The organism is Pseudomonas sp. 3MAES_34.3B (genome assembly GCF_058145875.1).
The window spans coordinates 181,891-204,084 of sequence record NZ_CM176960.1 but is presented as its reverse complement, the minus strand read 5'-3'; the positions used below and the strand labels follow the sequence as shown (position 1 = coordinate 204,084).

Annotated in this window: 22 protein-coding genes; 9 read left to right on the top strand and 13 right to left on the bottom strand. The window is 60.9% G+C overall.

The window, feature by feature from the left end:
* Window positions 1-31: 31 nt before the first annotated feature.
* The 4 genes from AC3Z8Y_RS00900 to AC3Z8Y_RS00885 form a co-directional block, all read right to left on the bottom strand.
* Complete coding sequence (locus tag AC3Z8Y_RS00900; RefSeq protein WP_490088063.1) at window positions 32-1,126, bottom strand: polyamine ABC transporter substrate-binding protein; 1,095 nt, start codon at window positions 1,124-1,126, stop codon at window positions 32-34.
* Window positions 1,127-1,303: 177 nt separating this feature from the next.
* Complete coding sequence (locus tag AC3Z8Y_RS00895; protein ID WP_490088062.1) at window positions 1,304-2,401, bottom strand: polyamine ABC transporter substrate-binding protein; 1,098 nt, start codon at window positions 2,399-2,401, stop codon at window positions 1,304-1,306.
* Between the two features lie 132 nt (window positions 2,402-2,533).
* On the bottom strand, window positions 2,534-3,898 hold the full coding sequence (locus AC3Z8Y_RS00890; RefSeq protein ID WP_181119121.1) for an aspartate aminotransferase family protein: 1,365 nt from the start codon (window positions 3,896-3,898) through the stop codon (window positions 2,534-2,536).
* 46 nt (window positions 3,899-3,944) lie between these two features.
* Window positions 3,945-5,303: a glutamine synthetase family protein gene (locus AC3Z8Y_RS00885; protein ID WP_181113823.1), complete on the bottom strand. Its 1,359-nt coding sequence runs from the start codon at window positions 5,301-5,303 to the stop codon at window positions 3,945-3,947.
* Between the two features lie 745 nt (window positions 5,304-6,048).
* Here AC3Z8Y_RS00885 and AC3Z8Y_RS00880 point away from each other — a divergent pair.
* A complete protein-coding gene (locus AC3Z8Y_RS00880) occupies window positions 6,049-7,425 on the top strand; it encodes a glutamine synthetase family protein (RefSeq protein WP_490088061.1) in 1,377 nt (458 codons plus the stop codon).
* Window positions 7,426-7,475: 50 nt separating this feature from the next.
* A complete protein-coding gene (locus AC3Z8Y_RS00875; protein ID WP_490088060.1) occupies window positions 7,476-8,114 on the top strand; it encodes a TetR/AcrR family transcriptional regulator in 639 nt (212 codons plus the stop codon).
* Window positions 8,115-8,141: 27 nt separating this feature from the next.
* Here AC3Z8Y_RS00875 and AC3Z8Y_RS00870 read toward each other — a convergent pair whose 3' ends face one another.
* From AC3Z8Y_RS00870 to ssuE, 7 genes are all read right to left on the bottom strand, one after another.
* A complete protein-coding gene (locus AC3Z8Y_RS00870; RefSeq protein ID WP_490088059.1) occupies window positions 8,142-8,726 on the bottom strand; it encodes a TerD family protein in 585 nt (194 codons plus the stop codon).
* A gap of 95 nt (window positions 8,727-8,821) precedes the next feature.
* Complete coding sequence (locus AC3Z8Y_RS00865) at window positions 8,822-9,037, bottom strand: TOBE domain-containing protein (protein WP_168085268.1); 216 nt, start codon at window positions 9,035-9,037, stop codon at window positions 8,822-8,824.
* A 20-nt stretch (window positions 9,038-9,057) separates the two neighbouring features.
* Complete coding sequence (gene ssuB / locus AC3Z8Y_RS00860) at window positions 9,058-9,864, bottom strand: aliphatic sulfonates ABC transporter ATP-binding protein (protein ID WP_490088058.1); 807 nt, start codon at window positions 9,862-9,864, stop codon at window positions 9,058-9,060.
* A complete protein-coding gene (gene ssuC, locus AC3Z8Y_RS00855; RefSeq protein WP_181119123.1) occupies window positions 9,861-10,652 on the bottom strand; it encodes an aliphatic sulfonate ABC transporter permease SsuC in 792 nt (263 codons plus the stop codon). Before ssuC ends, ssuB begins: the two co-directional genes overlap by 4 nt.
* 9 nt (window positions 10,653-10,661) lie before the next feature.
* Entirely contained in the window at window positions 10,662-11,810 is a 1,149-nt protein-coding gene (gene ssuD / locus AC3Z8Y_RS00850; protein ID WP_490088057.1) for an FMNH2-dependent alkanesulfonate monooxygenase, read from the bottom strand.
* Between the two features lie 43 nt (window positions 11,811-11,853).
* Window positions 11,854-12,816, bottom strand: a complete 963-nt coding sequence (locus AC3Z8Y_RS00845; protein ID WP_490088056.1) for a sulfonate ABC transporter substrate-binding protein — start codon at window positions 12,814-12,816, stop codon at window positions 11,854-11,856.
* A gap of 73 nt (window positions 12,817-12,889) precedes the next feature.
* The gene (gene ssuE / locus AC3Z8Y_RS00840; RefSeq protein WP_181113846.1) at window positions 12,890-13,483 is read right to left on the bottom strand and encodes an NADPH-dependent FMN reductase; all 594 of its coding nucleotides are present in this window, start codon (window positions 13,481-13,483) and stop codon (window positions 12,890-12,892) included.
* Window positions 13,484-13,801: 318 nt separating this feature from the next.
* Between ssuE and AC3Z8Y_RS00835 the strand changes: the two genes are divergently transcribed.
* Window positions 13,802-15,289 carry an inorganic phosphate transporter gene (locus AC3Z8Y_RS00835; RefSeq protein ID WP_490089909.1) on the top strand — a complete coding sequence of 496 codons (1,488 nt, stop codon included), beginning with the start codon at window positions 13,802-13,804 and terminating at the stop codon, window positions 15,287-15,289.
* 43 nt (window positions 15,290-15,332) lie between these two features.
* Here AC3Z8Y_RS00835 and AC3Z8Y_RS00830 read toward each other — a convergent pair whose 3' ends face one another.
* Both AC3Z8Y_RS00830 and AC3Z8Y_RS00825 read right to left on the bottom strand, forming a co-directional pair.
* The gene (locus AC3Z8Y_RS00830; RefSeq protein WP_490088055.1) at window positions 15,333-15,635 is read right to left on the bottom strand and encodes a helix-turn-helix domain-containing protein; all 303 of its coding nucleotides are present in this window, start codon (window positions 15,633-15,635) and stop codon (window positions 15,333-15,335) included.
* 262 nt (window positions 15,636-15,897) lie between these two features.
* On the bottom strand, window positions 15,898-16,536 hold the full coding sequence (locus AC3Z8Y_RS00825; protein ID WP_490088054.1) for a peroxiredoxin: 639 nt from the start codon (window positions 16,534-16,536) through the stop codon (window positions 15,898-15,900).
* Window positions 16,537-16,810: 274 nt separating this feature from the next.
* Here AC3Z8Y_RS00825 and tauA point away from each other — a divergent pair, with 274 nt between their 5' ends.
* The 6 genes from tauA (at window position 16,811) to AC3Z8Y_RS00795 (ending at window position 22,183) form a co-directional block, all read left to right on the top strand.
* Window positions 16,811-17,794 (top strand): taurine ABC transporter substrate-binding protein, encoded by a 984-nt coding sequence (gene tauA, locus AC3Z8Y_RS00820; RefSeq protein ID WP_490088053.1) that lies wholly within the window; start codon window positions 16,811-16,813, stop codon window positions 17,792-17,794.
* A gap of 28 nt (window positions 17,795-17,822) precedes the next feature.
* A complete protein-coding gene (tauB, locus tag AC3Z8Y_RS00815) occupies window positions 17,823-18,611 on the top strand; it encodes a taurine ABC transporter ATP-binding subunit (RefSeq protein WP_490088052.1) in 789 nt (262 codons plus the stop codon).
* A complete protein-coding gene (gene tauC, locus AC3Z8Y_RS00810; protein ID WP_490088051.1) occupies window positions 18,608-19,435 on the top strand; it encodes a taurine ABC transporter permease TauC in 828 nt (275 codons plus the stop codon). Before tauB ends, tauC begins: the two co-directional genes overlap by 4 nt.
* Window positions 19,436-19,471: 36 nt before the next feature.
* Entirely contained in the window at window positions 19,472-20,305 is an 834-nt protein-coding gene (tauD, locus tag AC3Z8Y_RS00805; protein WP_490088050.1) for a taurine dioxygenase, read from the top strand.
* Between the two features lie 54 nt (window positions 20,306-20,359).
* The gene (locus AC3Z8Y_RS00800; protein ID WP_490088049.1) at window positions 20,360-21,370 is read left to right on the top strand and encodes a hypothetical protein; all 1,011 of its coding nucleotides are present in this window, start codon (window positions 20,360-20,362) and stop codon (window positions 21,368-21,370) included.
* A gap of 72 nt (window positions 21,371-21,442) precedes the next feature.
* Window positions 21,443-22,183 (top strand): SDR family oxidoreductase, encoded by a 741-nt coding sequence (locus tag AC3Z8Y_RS00795; RefSeq protein ID WP_490088048.1) that lies wholly within the window; start codon window positions 21,443-21,445, stop codon window positions 22,181-22,183.
* Window positions 22,184-22,194 lie beyond the last annotated feature (11 nt).

Here is a 22,194-nt window from a genome sequence, read left to right as displayed (position 1 = left end):
GTGCCCGCCGTCTCCGGCGAGCGTAGGTTAATTACTTGCCCGTCTTGATTCGGGTCCAGGAGCGGGTCATCAAGCGCTGAATGTTAGGCGGCAGCTCGTGGCTGACATACGCCTTGTCGAGCACGTCCTGCGGCGGGTACACCGCAGGGTCTTCGCTCACGGCCTCGTCCATGTCGGTCTTGGCCTCGGGATTGGGGTTGGCATAACCGACGTAATCGCTCACTTGGGCGATGACTTTGGGCTCCAACAGGTAATTGAGGAACGCGTGGGCTTCTTTCACGTCCTTGGCATCGGCCGGAATAGCCAGCATGTCGAACCAGAGGTTGCCGCCTTCCTTGGGTACAGCGTAGGCAACGTTCACGCCGTTCTTCGCTTCCTTGGCGCGGTTGCGCGCCTGGAACACATCACCCGAGAAGCCAGCCGCCACGCAGATGTTCCCCGAGGACAGGTCGGTAATGTACTTGGAGGAATGGAAGTAGCGAACATAAGGGCGCACAGCCAGTAACTTGGCCTCGGCCTTCTTGTAGTCTTCCGGGTTGGTGCTGTTGGGGTCCAGCCCGAGGTATTGAAGTACCGCAGGCATCATCTCGTCTGGCGAATCGAGGAAAGCCACGCCGCACTTCTGCAGCTTTTTCATGTTTTCCGGTTCGAACAGCGTGGCCCAGGAGTCGATCGTGTCCACACCCAGTGCGGCTTTCACCTTCTGCGGGTTGTAGCCAATGCCATTGGTGCCCCACAGGTAGGGAATGGCGTACTGGTTACCAGGATCGTTAGCCTCCAGGCGCTTCATCAGGGCTGGGTCCAGATGGTTCCAGTTCGGCAATTGGCTGCGATCCAGCTTCTGGAATACCCCAGCCTTGATCTGCTTGCCCAGGAAGTGGTTCGACGGCACGACCACGTCGTAGCCGGTATGGCCGGCCAGCAGCTTGCCTTCAAGCGTTTCGTTGGAATCGAACACGTCGTACGACGGTTTGATGCCAGTCGCTTTCTCGAAGTCGGCCAGCGTGGTCTCGCCAATGTAGTCGGACCAGTTGTAGATCTTCACCGTGCCGGCCGCGTGGGCGCCGGCCGTGAGTGCAAGCCCGGCGGTGAGCAACAACGCCTTGCCAATCAGGGAGTCAGCCAAGTGGAAATCCTCTCGAAAGTGATCTTTTTCAGACGGCAATCAACCGACCGGAATACAAAACCGGGGCGCAACTTACCTTCGATAAACCTGCCGGGCAAAATGAATTCGTTATAAGCCTGTCGATAAACGCCAGGCACCTGCCAGATCAATGGCCAGACAGGTGCCCGGGCAGGCGAATTACTTGCCCGACTTGATCTTGGTCCAGCTGCGGGTCATCTCACGCTGAGTGGCCGCTGGCAGGTCGGAGATCGCATAGAACTTGGCCTTCACTTCGTCCGACGGATAGATGTTCGGGTCCGACTTGATCGCATCTTCCACGAACTCGGTAGCCGCCTTGTTGCCGTTCGGGAACTGCACGGCGTTGGTGATTTCCGCCATCACTTCCGGCTTGAGCAGGAAGTTCATGAACTTGTAGGCGCCGTCCACGTTCTCGGCATCCTTCGGAATGGCGACCATGTCATAGAAGGTACCCGCGCCTTCTTTGGGAATGGTGTAGCTGACCTTCACCTTGCCACCGGCTTCTTCGGCACGGGACTTGGCCTGCTGCACGTCACCCGAATAGCCTACCGCTACGCAGATGTTGCCTGTGGCCAGGTCGGAAATGTACTTGGAAGAGTGGAAGTAGGTGATGCTTGGACGAACCTTGAGGAACAGTTCTTCAGCCTGCTTGAGGTCTTCTTTCTTCTGGCTGTTGGTTGGCAGGCCCAGGTAATGCAGCGCTACCGGCAGCATTTCGGTTGGCGAATCCAGGAAGCTTACGCCGCAGGATTTCAGCTTGGCGATGTTCTCGGGCTTGAGCAGGACGTCCCACGAGTCGATCTTGTCCACACCCAGCGCGGCTTTCACTTTCTCGGGGTTGTAGCCGATACCGATGGTGCCCCACATGTACGGGAACGCATGCTTGTTGCCCTGGTCGCTGGCATCGCCCACGGCCTTGAGCAGCGACTCGTCCAGGTTTTTCCAGTTTGGCAATTTGGACTTGTCCAGCTCCTGATACACGCCCGCCTTGATCTGCTTGGCCAGGAAGTTGTTCGACGGCACTACGATGTCGTAGCCGGACTTGCCTGCAAGCAGCTTGGCTTCCAGGGTCTCGTTGCTGTCGAACACGTCGTACACGACCTTGATGCCCGACTCGTCTTCAAACTTCTTCACGGTGTCTGGTGCAATGTAGTCGGACCAGTTGTACACGTGCAGAACCTTGTCATCAGCGTGAACTGCCCCGACCACGGCCCCCATCATCGACATGGCGAGCAGCGTCTTGCCAAATTTCTTCATGCGTAATGCTCCAAATTTTTTTTGAAAAACCACCTTTAGGGCGCCGGTGCCTCACCAGCGAGGCGGTAAACCGGAACGCAGGCTTGCCTGTGAGCGCGCTCGATACAAGCGCGCCGCTGCACAGACTAGCATTTAGCCATTCAGCGCATTAAGGGTCAGGTCCAGGCACAAGCGCGCCTTGGTGACCAGTTCATCGATTTCATCGCGGCTGATCACCAAAGGTGGAGCGATGATCATGGTGTCGCCCACCGCTCGCATGATCAGGCCGTTATCGAAGCAGAACTGCCGGCAGATCATCCCGGCCCCACGCCCTTCGTGCCGCGCCCGGGTTGCCTTGTCTTTCACCAGCTCGATCGCGCCCAGCATGCCCAACCCTCGGACCTCGCCCACCAGTGGGTGGTCTTCGAGCTCCCGCAGGCGTTTCTGCAAATATGGTGCCGTTTCGCTCTTCACCGTTTCGATGATTTTTTCTTCACGCAGCAGGCGCAGGTTGGCCAGGCCAACCGCAGCGGCAACGGGGTGCCCGGAATAGGTAAAGCCGTGGTTGAAATCGCCGCCCTCGCTTATCACCCGCGCCACCCGGTCCCGAACGATCACGCCGCCCATGGGCACGTAACCGGAGGTAAGGCCTTTGGCGATGGTCATCAGGTCTGGCTTGAGGTCGTAGTAGTCGCTACCGAACCACTCACCCGTGCGACCGAAACCACAGATCACCTCATCGGCCACGAACAGAATGTCGTACTTGGCGAGGATTTCCTTGATGCGCGGCCAGTAGGTTTCCGGCGGAATGATCACACCGCCCGCCCCCTGGATAGGCTCGGCGATAAAGGCGCCTACCTGGTCTTCGCCCAGCTCGAGAATCTTTTCTTCGAGCTGGTTCGCGGCCCACACTCCGAACTCTTCGGGGCTCATGTCCCCGCCTTCACCGAACCAGTACGGTTGTGCGATGTGCACAATGCCGGGGATCGGCAGGTCGCCCTGCTCGTGCATCCCGGACATACCGCCCAGGCTGGCGCCAGCCACGGTAGAGCCGTGGTAGCCGTTGATACGGCTGATGATGGTTTTCTTGCCTGGCTTGCCCTGGAGGGCCCAGTAGTGACGAACCAGGCGCAGTACCGTGTCGTTCCCTTCCGAGCCGGAGCCGGTGAAGAACACATGGCTCATGCCTTCGGGCGCTACGTCCACAATCGCGCGCGCCAGCTCCAGCGCAGGCGGGTGGGCGGTCTGGAAGAACAGGTTGTAATAAGGCAGCTCGCGCATCTGGGCGGCTGCGGCCTCCACCAGCTCTTCGCGGCCATAACCCACCGCCACGCACCACAGGCCCGCCATGCCGTCGAGGATCTTGTGCCCTTCGCTGTCCCACAGGTGCACGCCCTGCGCCTTGGTAATGATGCGCGGGCCTTTTTCCTTCAGCTGCTTGTAGTCGCTGAAAGGCGCCAGGTGATGGTCGCCACTGAGGGATTGCCACTGCAGGGTTTGTGGATTGTTATTGCTCATTTTCATCTCCTGAGCCGGCAGGCCCTCTAGGCCAGGCCGGTAACGATCAGACCGCGAACAGCAGGAACTCCCGTTCCCACGAACTGATCACGCGCTTGAAGTTTTCGTGTTCCGCCCGCTTCACCGCCACATACCCGGTGACGAACTTGCGACCCAGGTATTTCTCGATGGTCTTGCAGGTTTCCATGCGCTCCAGCGCATCCTCGATGGTCAGCGGCAGGCGCAGGTTGCGCCGCTCGTAGCCGCGGCCATGAACGGGGGCGCTAGGGGGAATACCTTCGACCATGCCGATGTAGCCACACAGCAAGCTGGCAGCGATGGCCAGGTAGGGGTTGGCATCCGCGCCCGGCAAACGGTTTTCCACGCGGCGGTTCTGTGGGGTGGCATCCGGCACCCGCAACCCTACGGTGCGGTTTTCCTCGCCCCACTCCACGTTCACCGGCGCGGAGGTATCCGGCAGGAAGCGGCGGAACGAGTTCACGTTCGGGGCGAACAACGGCAGCAACTCCGGGATGTACTTTTGCAAGCCGCCCACATGGTGCAGGAACAGCTGGCTCATGGAGCCGTCTTCGTTGGAGAAGATACTGCGGCCGGTGTCCACGCTTACCACGCTCTGGTGCAGGTGCATGGCGCTGCCGGGCTCACCGGTCATGGGCTTGGCCATGAAGGTGGCAGCCACGTTATGCTTGAGCGCCGCCTCGCGCATGGTGCGCTTGAACACCACGATCTGGTCTGCCAGCGCCAGGGCACTGCCATGACGGAAGTTGATTTCCATCTGAGCCGTGCCGTCCTCGTGGATCAGCGTGTCGAGGTCCAGGTTCTGCAGTTCGCACCAGTCGTACACGTCTTCGAACAGCGGGTCGAACTCATTCGCGGCTTCGATGGAAAACGACTGCCGCCCCGTCTCCGGACGGCCAGAGCGGCCAATCGGCGGCTGCAGCGGGAAGTCCGGGTCGTCGCAACGCTTGGTCAGGTAGAACTCCATTTCCGGCGCCACGATCGGCTGCCAGCCGCGGTCGGCATAGAGCTTGAGCACCTTCTTGAGCACGTTACGGGGCGACAGCTCGATCGGGTTGCCTTGCTTGTCGTAGGTATCGTGAATCACCTGGGCGGTAGGCTCGATCGCCCAAGGCACCAGGAAAACGGCGTTCTCGTCCGGCCGGCAGAGCATGTCGATGTCTGCGGGGTCGAGCAGCTCGTAATAGATGTCGTCTTCTACATAGTCGCCCGTCACGGTCTGCAGCAATACGCTTTCAGGCAGGCGCATGCCCTTTTCGGCGATAAACTTGTTCGTGGGCGAGATCTTCCCGCGGGTGATGCCGGTCAGGTCGCTGATCAGGCATTCGACTTCGGTGATCTTGTGCTTTTTCAACCAATCGGTGAGCTGGTCGAGGTTGGTACTCATAAATACCTCAGGAGGCAAGGCCCAGGCTCGGCGGAGCCGGGGGTTTTTGACGTGTACGCGTCAGAGTATGGTGGAGCATGCTGCTTGAACGTGCCACGCGATGTTGCTTCGGGCCAGGCGACGCGCCTGTGGCCCGGCGTTGGGCAACAGCGGACGCGCGCCCTCGAGAACAGCCGGGCGACAAGCCGGGCAGGTACGTCGAAGCGACTTCTGGCAGTATGGTAATACGAACCTGTGAAAGTTCGTGGAGCGCTCCAGTCGAGCCAGAGGCTTTGTAATGATAGGGTGTTACGTACCCTGTGTTGTCCGCCCAGCCGCGAGCGTTCGGAATCCAGGCTTCAGCCGGCCGGGCCGGCAAGGCCTTTGCAGCGTGTTCGGTGCGGTTCTGGCCAGTCGATGCCAGTTGGCGCAAGGCGTGAAACGCCCATGCAAGCCAGGCATTCGCGCCAGTACATAGCAGGCGTGCCATGATATTCCCCGTTATTGTTGCTGTTATGGGATGCAACCGAGCTTAGCGCCGTTCAATTTTTTATACAACACTCCGTAAAAAATTCAGCACGGCGAAAAAGGAGATTCAGAACATGACGGAAAATTCAGCGGAAAACGCCCCCTGACAGTGCGAAATCGCCCAAATCGCACTCTTTTAGTGCAGGAACGGGCTAGCTTGACTTCGTGTTGGCTTTCGGATTGACTGAGACGCTTGTAAGCCAATGATTGAAATTTTTAACAACAAAGGTGTTGCATCATGTCGGTACCCCCGCGTGCCGTTCAGCTTAATGAAGCGAACGCATTCCTTAAGGATCATCCTGAGGTTCTGTACGTCGACCTTCTGATTGCAGATATGAATGGTGTAGTGCGTGGCAAGCGCATTGAGCGCACCAGCCTGCACAAGGTGTACGAAAAAGGCATCAACCTCCCGGCATCGTTGTTTGCACTGGATATCAACGGCTCCACGGTGGAAAGCACCGGCCTGGGCCTGGATATCGGCGATGCGGATCGGATCTGCTACCCCATCCCCAATACCCTCAGCAATGAGCCATGGCAGAAGCGCCCGACCGCACAACTGCTGATGACCATGCATGAGCTTGAAGGCGAACCCTTCTTCGCGGACCCTCGCGAGGTGTTGCGCCAGGTGGTACAGAAGTTCGACGACCTGGGGCTGACCATCTGCGCCGCGTTCGAACTCGAGTTTTATCTGATCGACCAGGAAAACGTGAATGGTCGGCCTCAGCCGCCGCGCTCGCCCATCTCGGGCAAACGCCCTCAGTCGACCCAGGTATACCTGATCGACGACCTGGACGAGTACGTTGATTGCCTGCAGGACATTCTCGAAGGCGCCAAGGAACAGCACATCCCTGCCGACGCCATCGTGAAGGAAAGCGCCCCGGCGCAGTTCGAGGTGAACCTGCACCATGTTGCCGACCCGCTGAAGGCCTGCGACTACGCGGTACTGCTCAAGCGGCTGATCAAAAACATCGCCTACGACCATGAAATGGACACCACCTTCATGGCCAAGCCCTACCCAGGGCAAGCCGGCAATGGCCTGCACGTGCATATCTCGATCCTGGACAGGGACGGCAAGAATATCTTCACTAGCGAGGATCCCGAGCAGAACGCCGCATTGCGTAACGCGATCGGCGGTGTGCTCGAGACCCTGCCGGCCTCCATGGCCTTCCTCTGCCCGAACGTGAACTCCTACCGCCGCTTTGGCGCGCAGTTCTATGTACCGAACTCGCCCACCTGGGGCCTGGACAACCGCACCGTAGCGCTGCGGGTGCCGACCGGCGCACCGGATTCCGTACGCATCGAGCACCGCGTCGCGGGTGCAGACGCCAACCCGTATCTGCTGATGTCGGCGGTATTGGCGGGTATCCACCATGGCTTGACCACCAAGTGCGACCCGGGTGCGCCTCTGGAAGGCAACGCCTACGAGCAGACCGAGCCCAGCTTGCCGAACAACCTGCGGGACGCATTGCGGGCATTGGACGACAGCGAAATCATGGCGAAGTACATCGATCCGAAGTACATCGACATCTTCGTGGCCTGCAAGGAAAGCGAACTGGCGGAATTCGAGCACTCCATCTCGGACCTCGAATACAACTGGTACTTGCACACGGTGTAGGGCAGCAAGGTTCAGGCTAGAATGCGGGCTGCCTTCAGGGAGCCCGCTTCATGCCTCGTACTGTCACCAGCCGCAAACCCCGCCCAGGCAGCCAGGCCAGAATCGACTCGATCCTGGCGGCTGCCCGTACGTTGCTGGTTCGGGACGGGGTAGCCGGGCTGTCGGTGTATGCCGTAGCAGAGCTGGCGCAGATTCCACCCTCTTCGGTGTACCACTTCTTCCCAAGCGTTCCCTCTTTGCTTGAGGGGCTTACCGCCGACATCCACGCAGCGTTTCGGGCATGCCTTGAAGCCCCCATCGACTCATCAGCCTTGTGTAACTGGCACGACCTTTCGCGGCTGGTCGAGCAGCGCATGCTCAGCCTGTACAACGAAGACGCCGCGGCACGGCAGTTGATTCTGGCGCAGCATGGCCTGAGCGAAGTGACCCAGGCAGACCGGCGTCATGACATCGAATTGGGAGCGCTGATGCGGGACGTATTCGCCCGCCACTTCGTGTTACCCCAGCTGCCCGACGACGTGGACGTGTTTACCTTGGCCATGGAACTGGGGGATCGGGTGTATGCACGGTCGGTGCAGATGCACGGGGAGATCACGCCACGCCTGGCTGAGGAAGGCATGCGCGTGTTCGACGCCTACCTGGGCCTTTACCTGCCGCCCTACATGGCGAAGCGCGCGCCTGCCGTATAAACGACTACCCGCGCCAAATGTGGCCAGTCAGCCCCGGAGCGCTTTGGCCGCAGCGCTTGCCAGATCCTCGGCCGTTCGCCCGCCAGTGATAGCGCCCAATGCCTTGAACCCCCAACCACCAGCCTCACGGCTGAGGCACGCCATCACGATACCGGTATGCCGGCCTTTTTCGGAAAGATCGAAACGCGCCAGCTCCATTCCCGTGCTTGCGTCCAGGACTCGGCAATAGGCGTTTTGCACGCTTTCGAAGGTTTGCCCGGTAAAGCTGTTGACCGTGAACACCAGCTTCGCTGCTTGCGGCGAAAGCCGCAGGAGGTCGATTTCCAGGGTTTCGTCATCGCCATCGCCCTGGCCGGTGCGGTTATCGCCCGAGTGGACGATGGCACCGTCTTTCGACGCCAGTTGACGGAACCAGACAAGGTCGAGCCGATTGAGCGCGTTATCGAAAACGATGCAGGAAGCGTCCAGGTCGATCTCGCCAGCACGCATGAATTTGCCTAGAAAGCCGGTTCGGATAGGGTCCCAGCCCAACCCGAGGGTGACTCGGGCAAGGGGGCCACCACTGGCTTTGTCTAGAGATACGCTTTGTTGCTTGGTGAGCGTAAGGGTCATGGGAGGGCTGCCCGCTGGGGAAAAGCGCTACTGTAGAGCGCCCCCCAGAGGGTGTAAGCCAGCCGATTCCTTAACCTTCGTAGGAAATGTCAGGGCTACAGTTTGGCGATGGAAACTTCAGTGGACTTCACGAAGGCAATGACCTCGCTGCCGACGCCCAGTTCGAGTTCCTTCACCGAGCGCGTGGTAATGACCGAGGTCACGATCCCGGAGGCGGTTTGCACATCGATTTCCGACAGTACGGGGCCTTCGATGATTTCCTTCACAGTGCCTTTGAACTGGTTGCGAACGTTGATGGCTTTGATGGTCATGGTGATTTCCTCGGATGGCGTCAATAAGCCCAACGCAGTTGCGTGGGCAGGGGGGATGGGGGTTCCTGGATATCCTGCCCGGGCAACGAAAGCACCCGGTCCAGAATGCGTGTTTCTATCTCTGCCAGCGCATGGGAGCCGCGCTGCCGCGGACGTGGCAGGTCAACGGCCACGTCCAGGCCGATACGGCCTTCTTCAATGAGAATCACTCGGTCCGCTACCGCGACGGCTTCCGCCACGTCATGGGTTACCAGCAGCACGGTAAACCGGTGTCGAGCCCAGAGCCGCTCAAGCAGCTGCTGCATTTCGATACGGGTCAGCGCATCGAGTGCGCCGAGTGGTTCGTCCAGCAACAAGAGGCGAGGCTCATGGATCAACGCCCGGGCCAGGGCCACGCGTTGCTTTTGCCCACCGGAGAGCGCGGCCGGCCATTCCTTGGCCCGCTCGGCGAGCCCCACGGCATCCAGCGCCTCGAACGCCTTGGGCTTCCAGTCACCCTTGAGGCCCAGGCCTACGTTTTCGATCACGGTTTTCCACGGCAACAGGCGCGGTTCCTGGAACATCAACCGGGTGTTCTCGCGCACGGTTGCCAGCGTGTCTTCGCCACTGCCAAGCCGGCCACTGCTCGGCTTGTCCAACCCCGCCAGGAGGCGCAGCAAGGTACTCTTGCCGCATCCGCTGCGGCCCACCACAGCGACGAACTGGCCCGCAGGAATATGCAAATCGATGCCCTGCAACACCTGCCGTTCGCCAAAGGTCTTGGTCAGGTTGTCTACATCCAGGCTGATGCCCCGAAGGAAATGCGGCGTTTCGTTCAAGACGCTCATGCGCGGCCCTCCTTCGCGGTTTGATAGGCTGGGTGCCAACGCAACCACACCCGCTCCAGGCCCCGCGCGGCGAGGTCTGCCAGCTTGCCCAGTACCGCATATAGGACGATGGCCAGCACCACCACGTCGGTTTGCAGAAACTCTCGGGCATTCATTGCCAGATAACCGATGCCGGAGCTGGCAGAGATCGTCTCGGCCACGATAAGCGTCAGCCACATGAAGCCGAGCGCGAAGCGAACGCCCACCAGGATCGAGGGCAGCGCGCCGGGAAGAATCACCTGCCAGAACAACCCGAACCCCGACAGCCCGTAGCTACGCGACATTTCCAGCAAAGCCGGGTCTACGTTGCGAATGCCGTGGTAGGTGTTGAGGTAAATGGGGAACAGCGTGCCCAGGGCTACCAGGAAAATCTTGGCCGACTCGTCGATGCCGAACCACAGGATCACCAGCGGAATCAGCGCCAGGTGCGGAACGTTGCGAATCATCTGCACTGAACTGTCGAGCAACCGCTCGCCCCAGCGCGACAGGCCCGTAATGAAGCCCAGCGCCAGGCCGATGCTGCCGCCGATGGCAAAGCCCACCGCCGCGCGCCAGCTGCTGATTGCCAGGTGGGTCCAGATTTCGCCAGAGCGTACCAGCTGTACACCCGCCTCCAGTACCGCGCTGGGCGCGGGAAGAATCCGGGTGGAAAGCCAGCCCGCGCTCACTGCCAGTTGCCAGACGGCGAGCAGCAGCACGGGCAGCGCCCATGGTGCCAGCCGGTCGGCGGTTCTACGCGAAATGCTCATCACGCCCCCTCAGCTCTGCGCTGCGGCTTTGGGAAGGATATCATTGGCGACCATTTCCCCGAACGGGCTGATGTACCCCGTGCCGCCTGCGGCCTGGGGCCGCTCTACATCCAGATGCGGGAACAGCAGCTCCGCCACGCGGTACGACTCTTCCAGGTGGGGGTAGCCGGAGAAAATGAAGGTGTCGATGCCCAGGTCGGCGTACTCTTTCACACGCGCTGCAACGGTTGGCCCGTCGCCCACCAAGGCGGTACCCGCACCACCACGAACCAGCCCTACGCCCGCCCACAGGTTGGGGCTGACTTCCAATTGATCGCGGCGCCCGCCGTGCAAGGCTGCCATGCGTTGCTGGCCAACCGAGTCGAAGCGCGCGAACGCGGATTGCGCCTTGGCAATCGTCTCGTCGTCCAGCTGAGCGATCAGCCGGTCAGCGGCGCGCCAGGCTTCGTCGTTGGTTTCCCGAACGATCACATGCAGGCGAATACCGAAGCGAACCGTACGCCCTTGCGCGGCGGCCTTCGCGCGCACCTGGGCTATCTTCTCGGCCACCGCGGCAGGCGGCTCGCCCCAGGTGAGGTACAACTCGACCTGCTCGGCGGCGAGGTCCTGCGCGGCATCCGACGAGCCACCGAAGTACAGTGGTGGTCGCGGTTGCTGGATAGGCGGGTACAGCAGCTTCGCGCCTTTGACCTTCAGGTGCTTGCCGTCGTAGTCCACCGTTTCGCCTTCCAGCACGCGGCGCCAGATGCGGGTGAACTCAACCGAGGCTTCGTAACGCTCCTCATGGGTGAGGAACAGGCCATCGCCGGCGAGCTCATCCGGGTCGCCCCCGGTGACCAGGTTGAACAAGGCGCGGCCGTTGGACAGGCGGTCCAGCGTGGCCGCCTGACGCGCCGCTACGGTTGGCGAGATAATCCCCGGGCGCAACGCCACCAGGAACTTCAAGCGTTGGGTCACCGGGATCAGCGATGCGGCGACCAGCCAGGAATCTTCACAGGAGCGGCCGGTAGGAATAAGCACCCCGCCAAACCCCAGGCGGTCCGCTGCCTGGGCAATCTGCTGCAGATAGCCATGGTCCACCGCGCGGGCGCCATCCGACGTGCCAAGGTAATGACCGTCGCCATGCGTAGGTAGAAACCAGAAAATGTTCAGGCTCATGGGAGTTGTCTCCAGAGTGGGCGCCGGCCAGGCCGGCGCGAGGTTATTTGCTTGCGATGCCAGCCGGCGGCGCCCAGATGACGTCCTTGATGCTTAGCGGCTTGGGAATCAGCTTGAGCTGGTAAAAGGCGTCGGCGATCTTCTGCTGGGCGTTTATCACCTCAGGTGAGATGTACGCCGCGCCGAAGCCCTGGCGTTTCACCGAGGTCAATACGATCGGCGCGGGCAAGCCGAGCAACGGCGCTACCTGCTGCGTTACCTCATCCGGGTTGGCGCGGGACCATTCACCGGTTTTGCGCACTTCATCGACAAGGGCCGCGACGACATCCGGATGCGCTTGTGCATACGGCCGGGTAGCCAGGTAAAACTGGTTGTTGTCCACCAGGCCAGTGCCGTCACGCAGCGTACGGGCGTTGAGCTGCTGTTCCGCGGCGGCCTGGTAGGGGTCCCAGATCACCCAGGCATCCACGCTGCCACGCTCGAATGCCGCACGGGCATCAGCTGGCGGCAGGAATACGGTCTGGATGTCGCTGTACTTCAGGCCGGCGTCTCCCAGGGCCCGCACCAACAGGTAATGAACGTTGGAGCCCTTGTTGAGCACCACTTTCTTGCCCTTGAGGTCCTTCACGCTGGTAACCGGCGAATCCTTGGGCACCAGGATCGCTTCGCTGGTTGGCGCAGGAGGCTCATGGGCGACGTACAACAGATCGGCGCCTGCCGCCTGGGCGAATACAGGCGGAGTTTCACCGGTAACGCCGAAATCGATCGAGCCAACATTCAGCCCTTCCAGCAGTTGCGGGCCGCCGGGGAATTCGGTCCATTGAACAGTGATGCCTTGGTCGGCCAGGCGCTTTTCAAGGGTCCCCTTGGCTTTGAGCAGCACCAGGGTGCCGTATTTCTGATAGCCGATGCGCAGGGTGTCGGCCTGGGCCTGGCTGAGGGCGCCAAAGGCAAGGGTCGCGGCAAACAGGGCGACCAGGCCTCGACGCAAGGTAAACGGGCGCATGGCGCTCTCCTTGAGGGATGTCGGGGTACCGGTACCTGCTTCCCGTGGTCGGGTCAGTAAGTACGTAAGGTGTTCAGATGCTCCAGCGCGCCTCGATCAGGCTGCGACTGAGTTGCCCGGGTGCGAGCGGGCGGGGCCGCCGCACCAGGGCTTGATGGAAATCTTCAAGTGCGGCTTCAAGCCGTTGCTCCAGTGCCTGCGCGAGGCCCGCCGGGGCCGATCCCTGTGCATAGGTGATCTGGCTGTCTTCGGCGAAGATCCCTTGCAGCATTTCCTGGGCCTTGAGGGCCGCGAGCACGGGCTTGAGCGCGTAATCGACCGCAAGCATGTGGGCGATGCTGCCCCCTGTGGCGATTGGCAAAACCACCTTGTGGCTGAGCGCGCGTTCGGGCAGCAGGTCCAGCAAGGTCTTCAGCGCGCCGCTGAACGATGCCTTGTAAACAGGGGTAGCAACGATCAGGCCGTCCGCCTGCTCCACTTTCTGTTGGAAGTCCACCACCTGAGGGCTATCGAAGCGCGCGTGTAACAGATCTTCGGCAGGAAATTCACGTACCTGGTAGCTCACTACCTCCACGCCGCGTTGCTGTAGCAGGTGCCGGGCACGTTCGAGTATCACGTTGGAGCGAGAGCGTACGCTTGGGCTTCCTCCGATTGAAACGACTAGCATCCGGGCTTCCTTAAGGTCGCTGTGTGAACGTAAAGCGAGAGTACAGCGGATGGTTTATATCCATAAATCATATTTATTCATTTGCTTATGCCTAAACGGCATTGCCGGCCATCGGCTTTCAACTGCGCGGAAACACTTGGAAACTTTCTGTCATATTTAAAGCGGATCATGGTTCAGGTCCCTCTTACTCGGAGCTGCCCGATGACCACCTCTCCCTTCAACCCGGGAGCTGTCAGAACCGGGCCGGTTCTCGATCGCCGCGCCTCTCCTTTGAGCAAGGCCATTCTCTACGCGGTATTAATCGCTGGGCTGTGCTACATGTTCTGGAGCCTCAGCCAGGATCTCGACACGAGCAATGCATCGAGTACCACCTGGACGCCCTACATACTGCTGGGCGTGGCCTTGATCATTGCGCTGGGGTTCGAGTTCGTGAATGGGTTCCATGACACGGCAAATGCGGTGGCAACGGTGATCTACACCCATTCGCTGCCGGCCCATGTGGCTGTGATGTGGTCGGGCTGCTTCAACTTCCTGGGCGTGCTCGCCTCCAGCGGCGCGGTGGCCTTCGGCATCATTGCATTGCTGCCGGTGGACCTGATTCTTCAGGTAGGGTCGTCGGCCGGCTTTGCGATGATTTTCGCCCTATTGCTCGCCGCGATTCTCTGGAATCTGGGCACCTGGGCGCTCGGCCTGCCCGCTTCCTCGTCTCACACGCTAATCGGCTCCATCATCGGGGTGGGCGTGGCCAATGCGTTGATGAATGGCCGAGACGGCGTGTCAGGCGTGGATTGGGGCCAAGCGGCCAAGGTCGGTTATGCCTTGCTGCTGTCCCCGCTGATCGGCTTCGCATGTGCGGGGTTGCTGATGCTCGGCTTGCGCCACTTTGTGAAGAACCGCGCGCTCTACCAGGCCCCCGAAGGCAGCGCGCCGCCGCCGTTCTGGATTCGCAGCCTGCTCATACTTACCTGCACCGGCGTGTCCTTCGCCCATGGCTCGAACGATGGGCAAAAGGGCATGGGGCTCATCATGTTGATCCTGATCGGCACCTTGCCCATGGCCTACGCGTTGAACCGAGCGATTCCCGAGCAACAGACGCAACGGTTCGCGGCGCTGGCCCAGGTGACTCAACAAGCGCTGGTCAGAGCCGAGCCGCAACCGTTGACCCAGGACCCTCGTCAGCATCTGGAAGCCTTCCTGATCGACCACAAGCCAAGCGCAGGGCTGGTACCGGCGCTGGCGGCAGTGGTGGGCAGTATCGGCGATCAGGTGAGGTCGTACGGCTCGCTCGACCGCGTACCCGCCCGCGCCAGCTCCAACGTGCGCAACGACATGTACCTGGCGTCCGAAGCGATCCGGGTGATGGAGAAAGAAAAGATAGGCACCTTTGACGCCGACACCCGTGACAAGCTCAAGGCCTTCCAGGATTACATCGGCGAGGCCACGCGCTTCATACCGCCGTGGGTCAAGGTCGCCGTAGCGCTGGCGCTCGGCATGGGCACACTGGTGGGCTGGAAGCGCATTGTGGTGACGGTAGGCGAGCGCATCGGCAAAACGCACCTTACCTACGCCCAAGGCGCCAGCGCCGAAACCGTCGCCATGCTGACCATTGCCGCGGCGGACATGTACGGGCTGCCCGTCTCCACCACACATGTACTGTCTTCCGGTGTTGCGGGCACCATGGCCGCCAACGGCTCAGGCCTGCAGATGCGCACCGTGCGCAACTTGCTCATGGCCTGGGTGCTCACCCTGCCAGCGGCCATTGCGCTGTCGGCCGGGCTGTACTGGTTGTTCAGGCAGTTTGTTTAAGGAAGGGCAAACAGGGCCTAGAGATCTTCCTTTGCATAAGCGCTTAGAGCAGCACTTGAAGCCCCTTGCTGGCAATAATATTGAGCAGCTTCAACGCAGGCCCGCTTGGACGGGTTTCCCCTTGCTCCCATTTACGCACTGTGGACGCGGTGGTGTGTAGGTGGTGAGCAAACACAGGCTGGCTGAACAAAAGCGATTCACGCAGATGTTTGATATCAGCCGCCGTAAAAGCTCGCACAGGCGCCGGATAGCTCGTATCGAAGTCACGCATTGTGACTTTATCGATAGCACCTGCTTTCTCTAGCGCGGCCAGGTCACCGCGAAGGGATTCAATGATCTCGCTCATTGCACGATACCCGATGAGGATTTCTTCGCGAGCTTTCGCCCGCTTCCTACGGGTGAGAGATCCCTACCCGTTTCGGGCATACCTTACCAGTCGGGTGCGACACCGTCGCTAAATGCAGGGCGTTGATGGGGGCTACATTGCTAATAGATATTGCAGAAACGGGTGGTAGCTATAGCGTCGCATATGGGGCGGTGCGGCAGCTTGCATAAAAAAAAGGGGGGCCAAGTCGATGGCCCCCCAAAGCCCTGCTTAGGCATTCGGTTCAGCGGTTGGGTTGCGGCGTGAGGCGCAGATAGGGTTTCACGGCGCGGTAGCCCTTGGGAAAGCGCTGGGCGATTTCGGCTTCGTCCTTGAGCGACGGCACGATCACTACTTCATCCCCGTCCTGCCAGTTGGCGGGGGTCGCCACCTTGTGGCTGTCGGTGAGTTGCAACGAATCTATCACCCGAAGGATTTCATTAAAGTTACGGCCGGTGCTCGCCGGGTAAGTAATCGTCAGGCGCACTTTCTTGTTCGGGTCGATCACGAACAGCGAGCGCACCGTGAGGGTGTCATTGGCATTTGGGTGGATCAGGTCATAAAGGTCTGAAACCTTGCGATCGGCGTCGGCCAGGATCGGGAAGTTGACCGTGGTGTTCTGGGTTTCGTTGATGTCCTCGATCCACTTGATGTGGGAGTCCACCGGGTCCACGGACAGTGCTATGGCCTTCACGCCGCGCTTGTCGAACTCATCCTTCAGCTTGGCGGTAAAGCCCAGTTCGGTCGTGCACACCGGGGTGAAATCCGCAGGATGGGAAAAGAGCACGCCCCAACTGTTGCCAAGCCATTCATGGAAATGAATGCGGCCAATGCTGGATTCCTGTTCGAAGTCAGGGGCGATGTCGCCAAGCTTGAGGCCCATGTTGTCAGCTCCTTGGGATGTGTTGAGGCCATGGTGCATGGCCCGGCGGGAATTAAAAAAGAATGAATAATGCTGTGGTTATAACCGTATGTGTCATGGCCGCTGCTTTGCCGGTCAGTCGTATCTCTCCTATAGGTGTAGCCCAAAATGCGCGCTCGCCCGGTTAGCAAAAGCGTAACGAACCGCCATAAGCTAATGCCCAAATAGTATTTATCCGTAATTTTTTATAACGATAATCTAGGTGCCATTCGCCCTCCCACCTAAGGCACTCCCCATGGCACGCCCCTTCGCTCCCCGCGCACTGTTCACCGCTATTGCCCTCACCGCTGTTGCGCTGTCTGCGCAGGCCGCGAACTTGACGGTGGGTTATCAGACCGGCATCGACCCGAGCAAAGTGCCGCAGGCCGACGGCGCCTATGAAAAGGCTATCGGTGAAAAAATCGACTGGCGCCGCTTCAACAGCGGCCCCGAAGTGGTCACGGCGCTGGCCTCCGGAGACGTGCAGATCGGCAACCTGGGCTCAAGCCCACTCGCCGCGGCGGCATCGCGCAAACTGCCGATCGTGGCGTTTATCGTGTCCGCGCAAATCAACTCGTCCGAACAGCTTGTAGTGCGCAACGGCAGCGGTATTTCCAAGCCTGAAGACTTGGTGGGCAAAACCATCGCCACCCCATTCGTTTCGACGTCTCACTACAGCCTGTTGGGTGCACTCAAGCATTGGGGCCTGGATACCACCAAAGTGAAGGTGGTCAACCTGCAGCCGCTCGAGATTGCCGCTGCGTGGAAGCGCGGGGACATCGACGGCGCGTTCGTGTGGTCGCCGGCGTTGGGTGAAATTCGCAAGACCGGCACGGTGCTCACCGATGCCGCGCAAGTAGGCCAGTGGGGAGCGCCCACCTTTGAAGTGTGGGTAGCGCGCAAGGATTACGCCGAGAAGCATCCGGACGTGATCGCCAAGTTCGCCCATGTCACGCTGGATGCCTACGCCGATTATGCCGCGCACAAGGACAGCTGGACTGCCGATTCCGCGCCCGTGCAGAAAATCGCCAAACTGACCGGCTCCAACGCCAGCGATGTACCTGAGTTGCTCGCCGGCTCTGCGTTCCCTGATGCCAATGCTCAGGCGTCTACCCAGTTGCTGGAAGGCGGTACCGCCAAGGCAATCAGCGAAACCGCCCAATTCCTCAAGGAGCAAGGGAAGGTAGAGGCCGTTCTACCGGACTACAGCCCCTATGTCAGCGCTACCTACATCAAATAAGCCGCACCGTTCATAGAGGGCCGAACCCATGGCACAGCTGGAGCTCAATCGTGTCAGCGCGCAGTACCCCGGTGCTTCACTGCCGGTATTGCAAGACATCTCCCTGCGCCTGGGGGCAAACCAACTTACCGTGGCGCTTGGCCCTTCCGGCAGCGGCAAAACCTCGTTGCTCAACCTGATTGCGGGCTTCGTGCCCCCTAGCGTGGGAAGCATCCGCCTGGACGGAGAGCCTGTGCTTGGGCCGGGGGCGGACCGCGGTGTGGTGTTCCAGGACGACGTATTGCTGCCATGGCAAAACGTGCTGCAGAACGTTGCGTTTGGCCTTGCACTGGCCGGTGCCAGCCGCCCGGTGCGCGAGGCGCGCGCTCAAGAGCTGCTGGGGCTGGTTGGCCTTGCCCATTTCGGCGAGCGCCGGGTATGGGAGCTTTCCGGGGGCCAGAAGCAACGCGTCGGCCTGGCCCGTGCCTTGGCCGCCGACCCGCGAGTATTACTCATGGACGAGCCCTTTGGTGCGCTCGACGCTTTCACCCGCGAGCAGATGCAAGAACTGCTGCTCAACGTATGGCGGCGCACGTCCAAACCGGTTTTCCTGATCACCCACGATATCGAAGAAGCCGTATTTCTGGCGACCGAGCTGATCCTGCTTGCACCTAACCCGGGGCGAATCGTGGAGCGATTGTCGCTGGATTTCGGCCGCCGGTACGCCGAGGGCGAACCGGCACGGGCGATCAAGTCTGACCCCCGCTTCATTGAAACCCGCGAACATGTGCTTTCCCGTGTGTTCTCTCAGCGCAGCGTGACCGAGGAGGCCGTATGAGCAGCGTCGACCTGGCTCTGGAAGCCACTACCTCCCCTGCCCCAGTCAAAAGCTGGCGCGTAGGTACGCGAACCATCAGCCTGCTGACCGGGGCGAGCCTGCTGTTGGCCTGGTGGGCCTCGACCCATTTTGGCCTGATTGACCCGTTGTTCCTGCCCGCACCTGCGTCGGTAGCGGAAAAAGGCTGGTTGCTGGCAACCACGGGCTACATGGATTCCACTCTCTGGCAGCACTTGGGCGCCAGCCTGCAACGCATCGGCATCGCGCTGGGCCTGGCCATTGTCACGGCAATACCGGTGGGCATCGCCATCGGCCGCAATCGTATCGCCCGGGGCATCCTCGATCCGTTGATCGAGTTCTACCGCCCCATACCGCCGCTGGCCTATTTGCCCCTGATCGTGATCTGGTGCGGCATCGGCGAATTCTCCAAGGTGCTGCTGATTTACCTCGCCATCTTTGCCCCGATCGCGATCGCTACCGCTACCGGGGTACGCACGGTGGACCCGGCCCGTTTGCGTGCCGCGCAGTCGCTGGGTGCCTCCCGGGCGCAACTGGTTCGCCATGTGATACTGCCCAGCGCCTTGCCGGACATCCTTACCGGTGTTCGCATCGGCCTGGGCGTGGGCTGGTCCACGCTGGTAGCTGCCGAGTTGATTGCCGCCACCAGTGGGCTGGGGTTCATGGTGCAGTCGGCGGCGCAATTTCTGGTCACCGACGTGGTGGTACTGGGCATCCTGATTATCGCGGTGGTTGCTTTCGCGCTGGAGCTGGGGCTGCGCGCGTTGCAGCGCAAGCTGGTGCCATGGCACGGCCAGAGTCACTGATCCGCACTTTCGTATTGGTCAACCGAGCGAACTGAAATGACATTTACCGTGACCCCCCTCAACCCGGCCATTGGCGCGCGGGTCGAGGGCATCGATCTGGCCTCGCCCATCAGCCCCGCCCAGCAGCAGGCGCTCGAACGCGCCCTGCTTGACCATCACGTGCTGTTCTTCCGCAACCAGCCCCTTACCCCTCGGCAGCAAGCGCGCCTGGCCATGGAATTCGGCGAGCTGCACATTCATCCGATTTACCCGAACGTGCCCGAGCAGCCCGAAGTGCTGGTTCTGGATACCGCGGTCACAGACGTGCGCGATAACGCCATCTGGCACACCGATGTAACCTTCCTCCCTACGCCCGCCATGGGTGCGGTGCTGGCGGCCAAACAGGTGCCGGCTTACGGCGGCGACACCCTCTGGGCCAGTGGCATCGCTGCCTGGGAAGGGCTGTCGGCGCCCATGCAACGCTTGCTCCAAGGGCTGACCGCCACCCATGACTTCACCAAATCCTTCCCGCTTGAGCGGTTCGGCAGCACGCCGGAGGATCTCGCGCGCTGGGATGACACTCGCCGGCGTCATCCGCCCGTAACCCACCCGGTGATGCGTACCCATCCCGTCAGCGGGCGCCGAGCGTTGTTCGTGAATGACGGCTTTACTACCCGCATCAATGAGCTGTCCGAACAGGAAAGCGCGGCCCTGCTGCCGATGCTGTTCGCCCACGCCACGCGGCCGGAGTTCACCGTGCGCTGGCAGTGGCAAGCCAACGATGTCGCCTTCTGGGATAACCGGGTTACCCAGCACTATGCGGTGGATGATTACCGACCGGCGCGTCGGGTGATGCACCGGGCGACTATTCTGGGTGACGCCCCGTACTGAAACGGGCTCGCCGGTCCTTCGTACTTGGCGATGGCCCAGCAATGGAGTTTGCCAATGCCACCTCGCTACCTTGCCGCCTTGCTGTGCCTGGCCTGCGTTTTAACCGCGCCGGCGAAGGCTGAAGACGCCCTTCAGGCGGTGCCGGTAAGCCCCGGATATGCCTTGGCCGCGTTCGCCAACCAATCGGTGACGGCGACCAAGCAGGCACCCGAGGTGGAACAGGCGGTAATCATCCTGCATGGGGTTCGGCGCAATCCGCAGGATTACTTCCACATCGGCCAGCAGATACTGGCCGCCGAGCACTGGGCCGATACCCAGACGCTGCTGTTGGCCCCGGGGTTCTTTACCGCTCGGGATAACCCGAACGCTGCGAACGTTCCGTTGTGGGATCGGCGATGGATGCAAGGCAGCCCGGCGGTACAAGGCCAGGCAGGGATTACCCCGCTGCAGGCCCTGGATGACCTGCTGGCGTGGTTGGGCAACGAAGAACGTTATCCCCGGCTCAAGCGCATCCTGCTGATCGGCCATTCGGCGGGCGCCCAGCTGTTGCAGCGTTATGCCGTATTCGGGAATGCCGAGCAGCGCCTTTCCTCTCGAGGGGTTGAGGTGCGCTACGTGATCTCCAGCCCGTCGAGCTACCTCTACTTCGATGACCGCCGCCCTTCGGGAGCTGGCTTTGATGAAGCCGCCGTTGCTCATTGCCCTGAGGTAAACCATTACCGCTATGGCCTTGAGGGCGTGCCAGGTTATGTGGCAGCCCAGCCCATAGCGGCGCATGCGCTGTTCGAGCACTACGCGAAGCAGCACATCACGTACCTGGTAGGCGGGGCGGACAACGATCCGGGGCACCGGTTGCTGGACAAAACCTGCGCAGCCGAAGCGCAGGGCAGCTCGCGCCTGGACCGCCAACGGCATTTCCTTGCCTATGAACGGCTGCTTGGCCAGCAATGGCACGCTTCTCTTGTGCGCGTGCAGGCCGAAGTGCCGGGGGTGGGCCATAGCGTAGAAGAGCTCTATACGTCGCCGATAACCCTAAAATTGCTGGCCATCGGCAGCGGCCGTTGATTTTCATCCAACGTTACTGCGCGCTGGGCTATGGTTGCTTGCCTGGATTTCTCATTTTCGAAGGAGCGTGTGATGGTCAAGCCTGGTCAAAAAGTCGCCTTGGTTACCGGGGCTTCCCGCGGAATAGGCGCCGCGCTGGCACTCCGCTTAGTCGACGAAGGCTATGCAGTCGCCATCAATTATGCCCGCAGCGCCACAGAAGCCGAGGCGTTGGTCAAACGCATTACCGATGAAGGTGGCCGCGCCGTCGCCATTCAGGCAGACGTGTCAAAAAGCGAAGACGTACGGCGCCTGTTCGACGAAACCGAAAACCAACTCGGCAAACTGGACGTGCTGGTGAACAACGCTGGCGTGCTGAAAATGGTTTCGTTGGCTGACAGCACCGATGAGCTTTACGAAAACACGTTCAACATCAACACCCGCGGCACGTTCAATACCCTGCGCGAGGCCGCGCGCCGCATGAACGATGGCGGCCGTATCGTGAACTTCTCCAGCAGCACCGTGGGCATGAACCTGCCCAACTACTCGATCTATATCGCCAGCAAGGCGGCGGTGGAATCCTTCACTAAGGTATTCGCCCAGGAACTGCGCGGCCGCCAGATTACGGTAAACGCCGTGGCGCCAGGGCCGGTCGCGACCGAGCTGTTCTTCGAAGGCAAAAGCGACGAGCAGGTACAGGCCTTGGCCAAGCGCCCGCCGCTGGAACGCTTGGGCGAGCCCGACGACATTGTCAGCGTGGTCGCTTTCCTGGTGGGGCCGGAAGGCGGCTGGATCAACGGGCAAGTGCTCCGGGCGAACGGCGGCATCGTTTAACCGCCGCCCAT

What these genes read in the sequence shown, in the direction of transcription:
- AC3Z8Y_RS00895 (WP_490088062.1), bottom strand. Translation starts at nt 2,401, where the DNA reads ATGAAGAAATTTGGCAAGACGCTGCTCGCCATGTCGATGATGGGGGCC.
- AC3Z8Y_RS00890 (WP_181119121.1), bottom strand. Translation starts at nt 3,898, where the DNA reads ATGAGCAATAACAATCCACAAACCCTGCAGTGGCAATCCCTCAGTGGC.
- AC3Z8Y_RS00885 (WP_181113823.1), bottom strand. Translation starts at nt 5,303, where the DNA reads ATGAGTACCAACCTCGACCAGCTCACCGATTGGTTGAAAAAGCACAAG.
- AC3Z8Y_RS00880 (WP_490088061.1), top strand. Translation starts at nt 6,049, where the DNA reads ATGTCGGTACCCCCGCGTGCCGTTCAGCTTAATGAAGCGAACGCATTC.
- AC3Z8Y_RS00875 (WP_490088060.1), top strand. Translation starts at nt 7,476, where the DNA reads ATGCCTCGTACTGTCACCAGCCGCAAACCCCGCCCAGGCAGCCAGGCC.
- AC3Z8Y_RS00870 (WP_490088059.1), bottom strand. Translation starts at nt 8,726, where the DNA reads ATGACCCTTACGCTCACCAAGCAACAAAGCGTATCTCTAGACAAAGCC.
- AC3Z8Y_RS00865 (WP_168085268.1), bottom strand. Translation starts at nt 9,037, where the DNA reads ATGACCATCAAAGCCATCAACGTTCGCAACCAGTTCAAAGGCACTGTG.
- ssuB (WP_490088058.1), bottom strand. Translation starts at nt 9,864, where the DNA reads ATGAGCGTCTTGAACGAAACGCCGCATTTCCTTCGGGGCATCAGCCTG.
- ssuC (WP_181119123.1), bottom strand. Translation starts at nt 10,652, where the DNA reads ATGAGCATTTCGCGTAGAACCGCCGACCGGCTGGCACCATGGGCGCTG.
- ssuD (WP_490088057.1), bottom strand. Translation starts at nt 11,810, where the DNA reads ATGAGCCTGAACATTTTCTGGTTTCTACCTACGCATGGCGACGGTCAT.
- AC3Z8Y_RS00845 (WP_490088056.1), bottom strand. Translation starts at nt 12,816, where the DNA reads ATGCGCCCGTTTACCTTGCGTCGAGGCCTGGTCGCCCTGTTTGCCGCG.
- ssuE (WP_181113846.1), bottom strand. Translation starts at nt 13,483, where the DNA reads ATGCTAGTCGTTTCAATCGGAGGAAGCCCAAGCGTACGCTCTCGCTCC.
- AC3Z8Y_RS00835 (WP_490089909.1), top strand. Translation starts at nt 13,802, where the DNA reads ATGTTCTGGAGCCTCAGCCAGGATCTCGACACGAGCAATGCATCGAGT.
- AC3Z8Y_RS00830 (WP_490088055.1), bottom strand. Translation starts at nt 15,635, where the DNA reads ATGAGCGAGATCATTGAATCCCTTCGCGGTGACCTGGCCGCGCTAGAG.
- AC3Z8Y_RS00825 (WP_490088054.1), bottom strand. Translation starts at nt 16,536, where the DNA reads ATGGGCCTCAAGCTTGGCGACATCGCCCCTGACTTCGAACAGGAATCC.
- tauA (WP_490088053.1), top strand. Translation starts at nt 16,811, where the DNA reads ATGGCACGCCCCTTCGCTCCCCGCGCACTGTTCACCGCTATTGCCCTC.
- tauB (WP_490088052.1), top strand. Translation starts at nt 17,823, where the DNA reads ATGGCACAGCTGGAGCTCAATCGTGTCAGCGCGCAGTACCCCGGTGCT.
- tauC (WP_490088051.1), top strand. Translation starts at nt 18,608, where the DNA reads ATGAGCAGCGTCGACCTGGCTCTGGAAGCCACTACCTCCCCTGCCCCA.
- tauD (WP_490088050.1), top strand. Translation starts at nt 19,472, where the DNA reads ATGACATTTACCGTGACCCCCCTCAACCCGGCCATTGGCGCGCGGGTC.
- AC3Z8Y_RS00800 (WP_490088049.1), top strand. Translation starts at nt 20,360, where the DNA reads ATGCCACCTCGCTACCTTGCCGCCTTGCTGTGCCTGGCCTGCGTTTTA.
- AC3Z8Y_RS00795 (WP_490088048.1), top strand. Translation starts at nt 21,443, where the DNA reads ATGGTCAAGCCTGGTCAAAAAGTCGCCTTGGTTACCGGGGCTTCCCGC.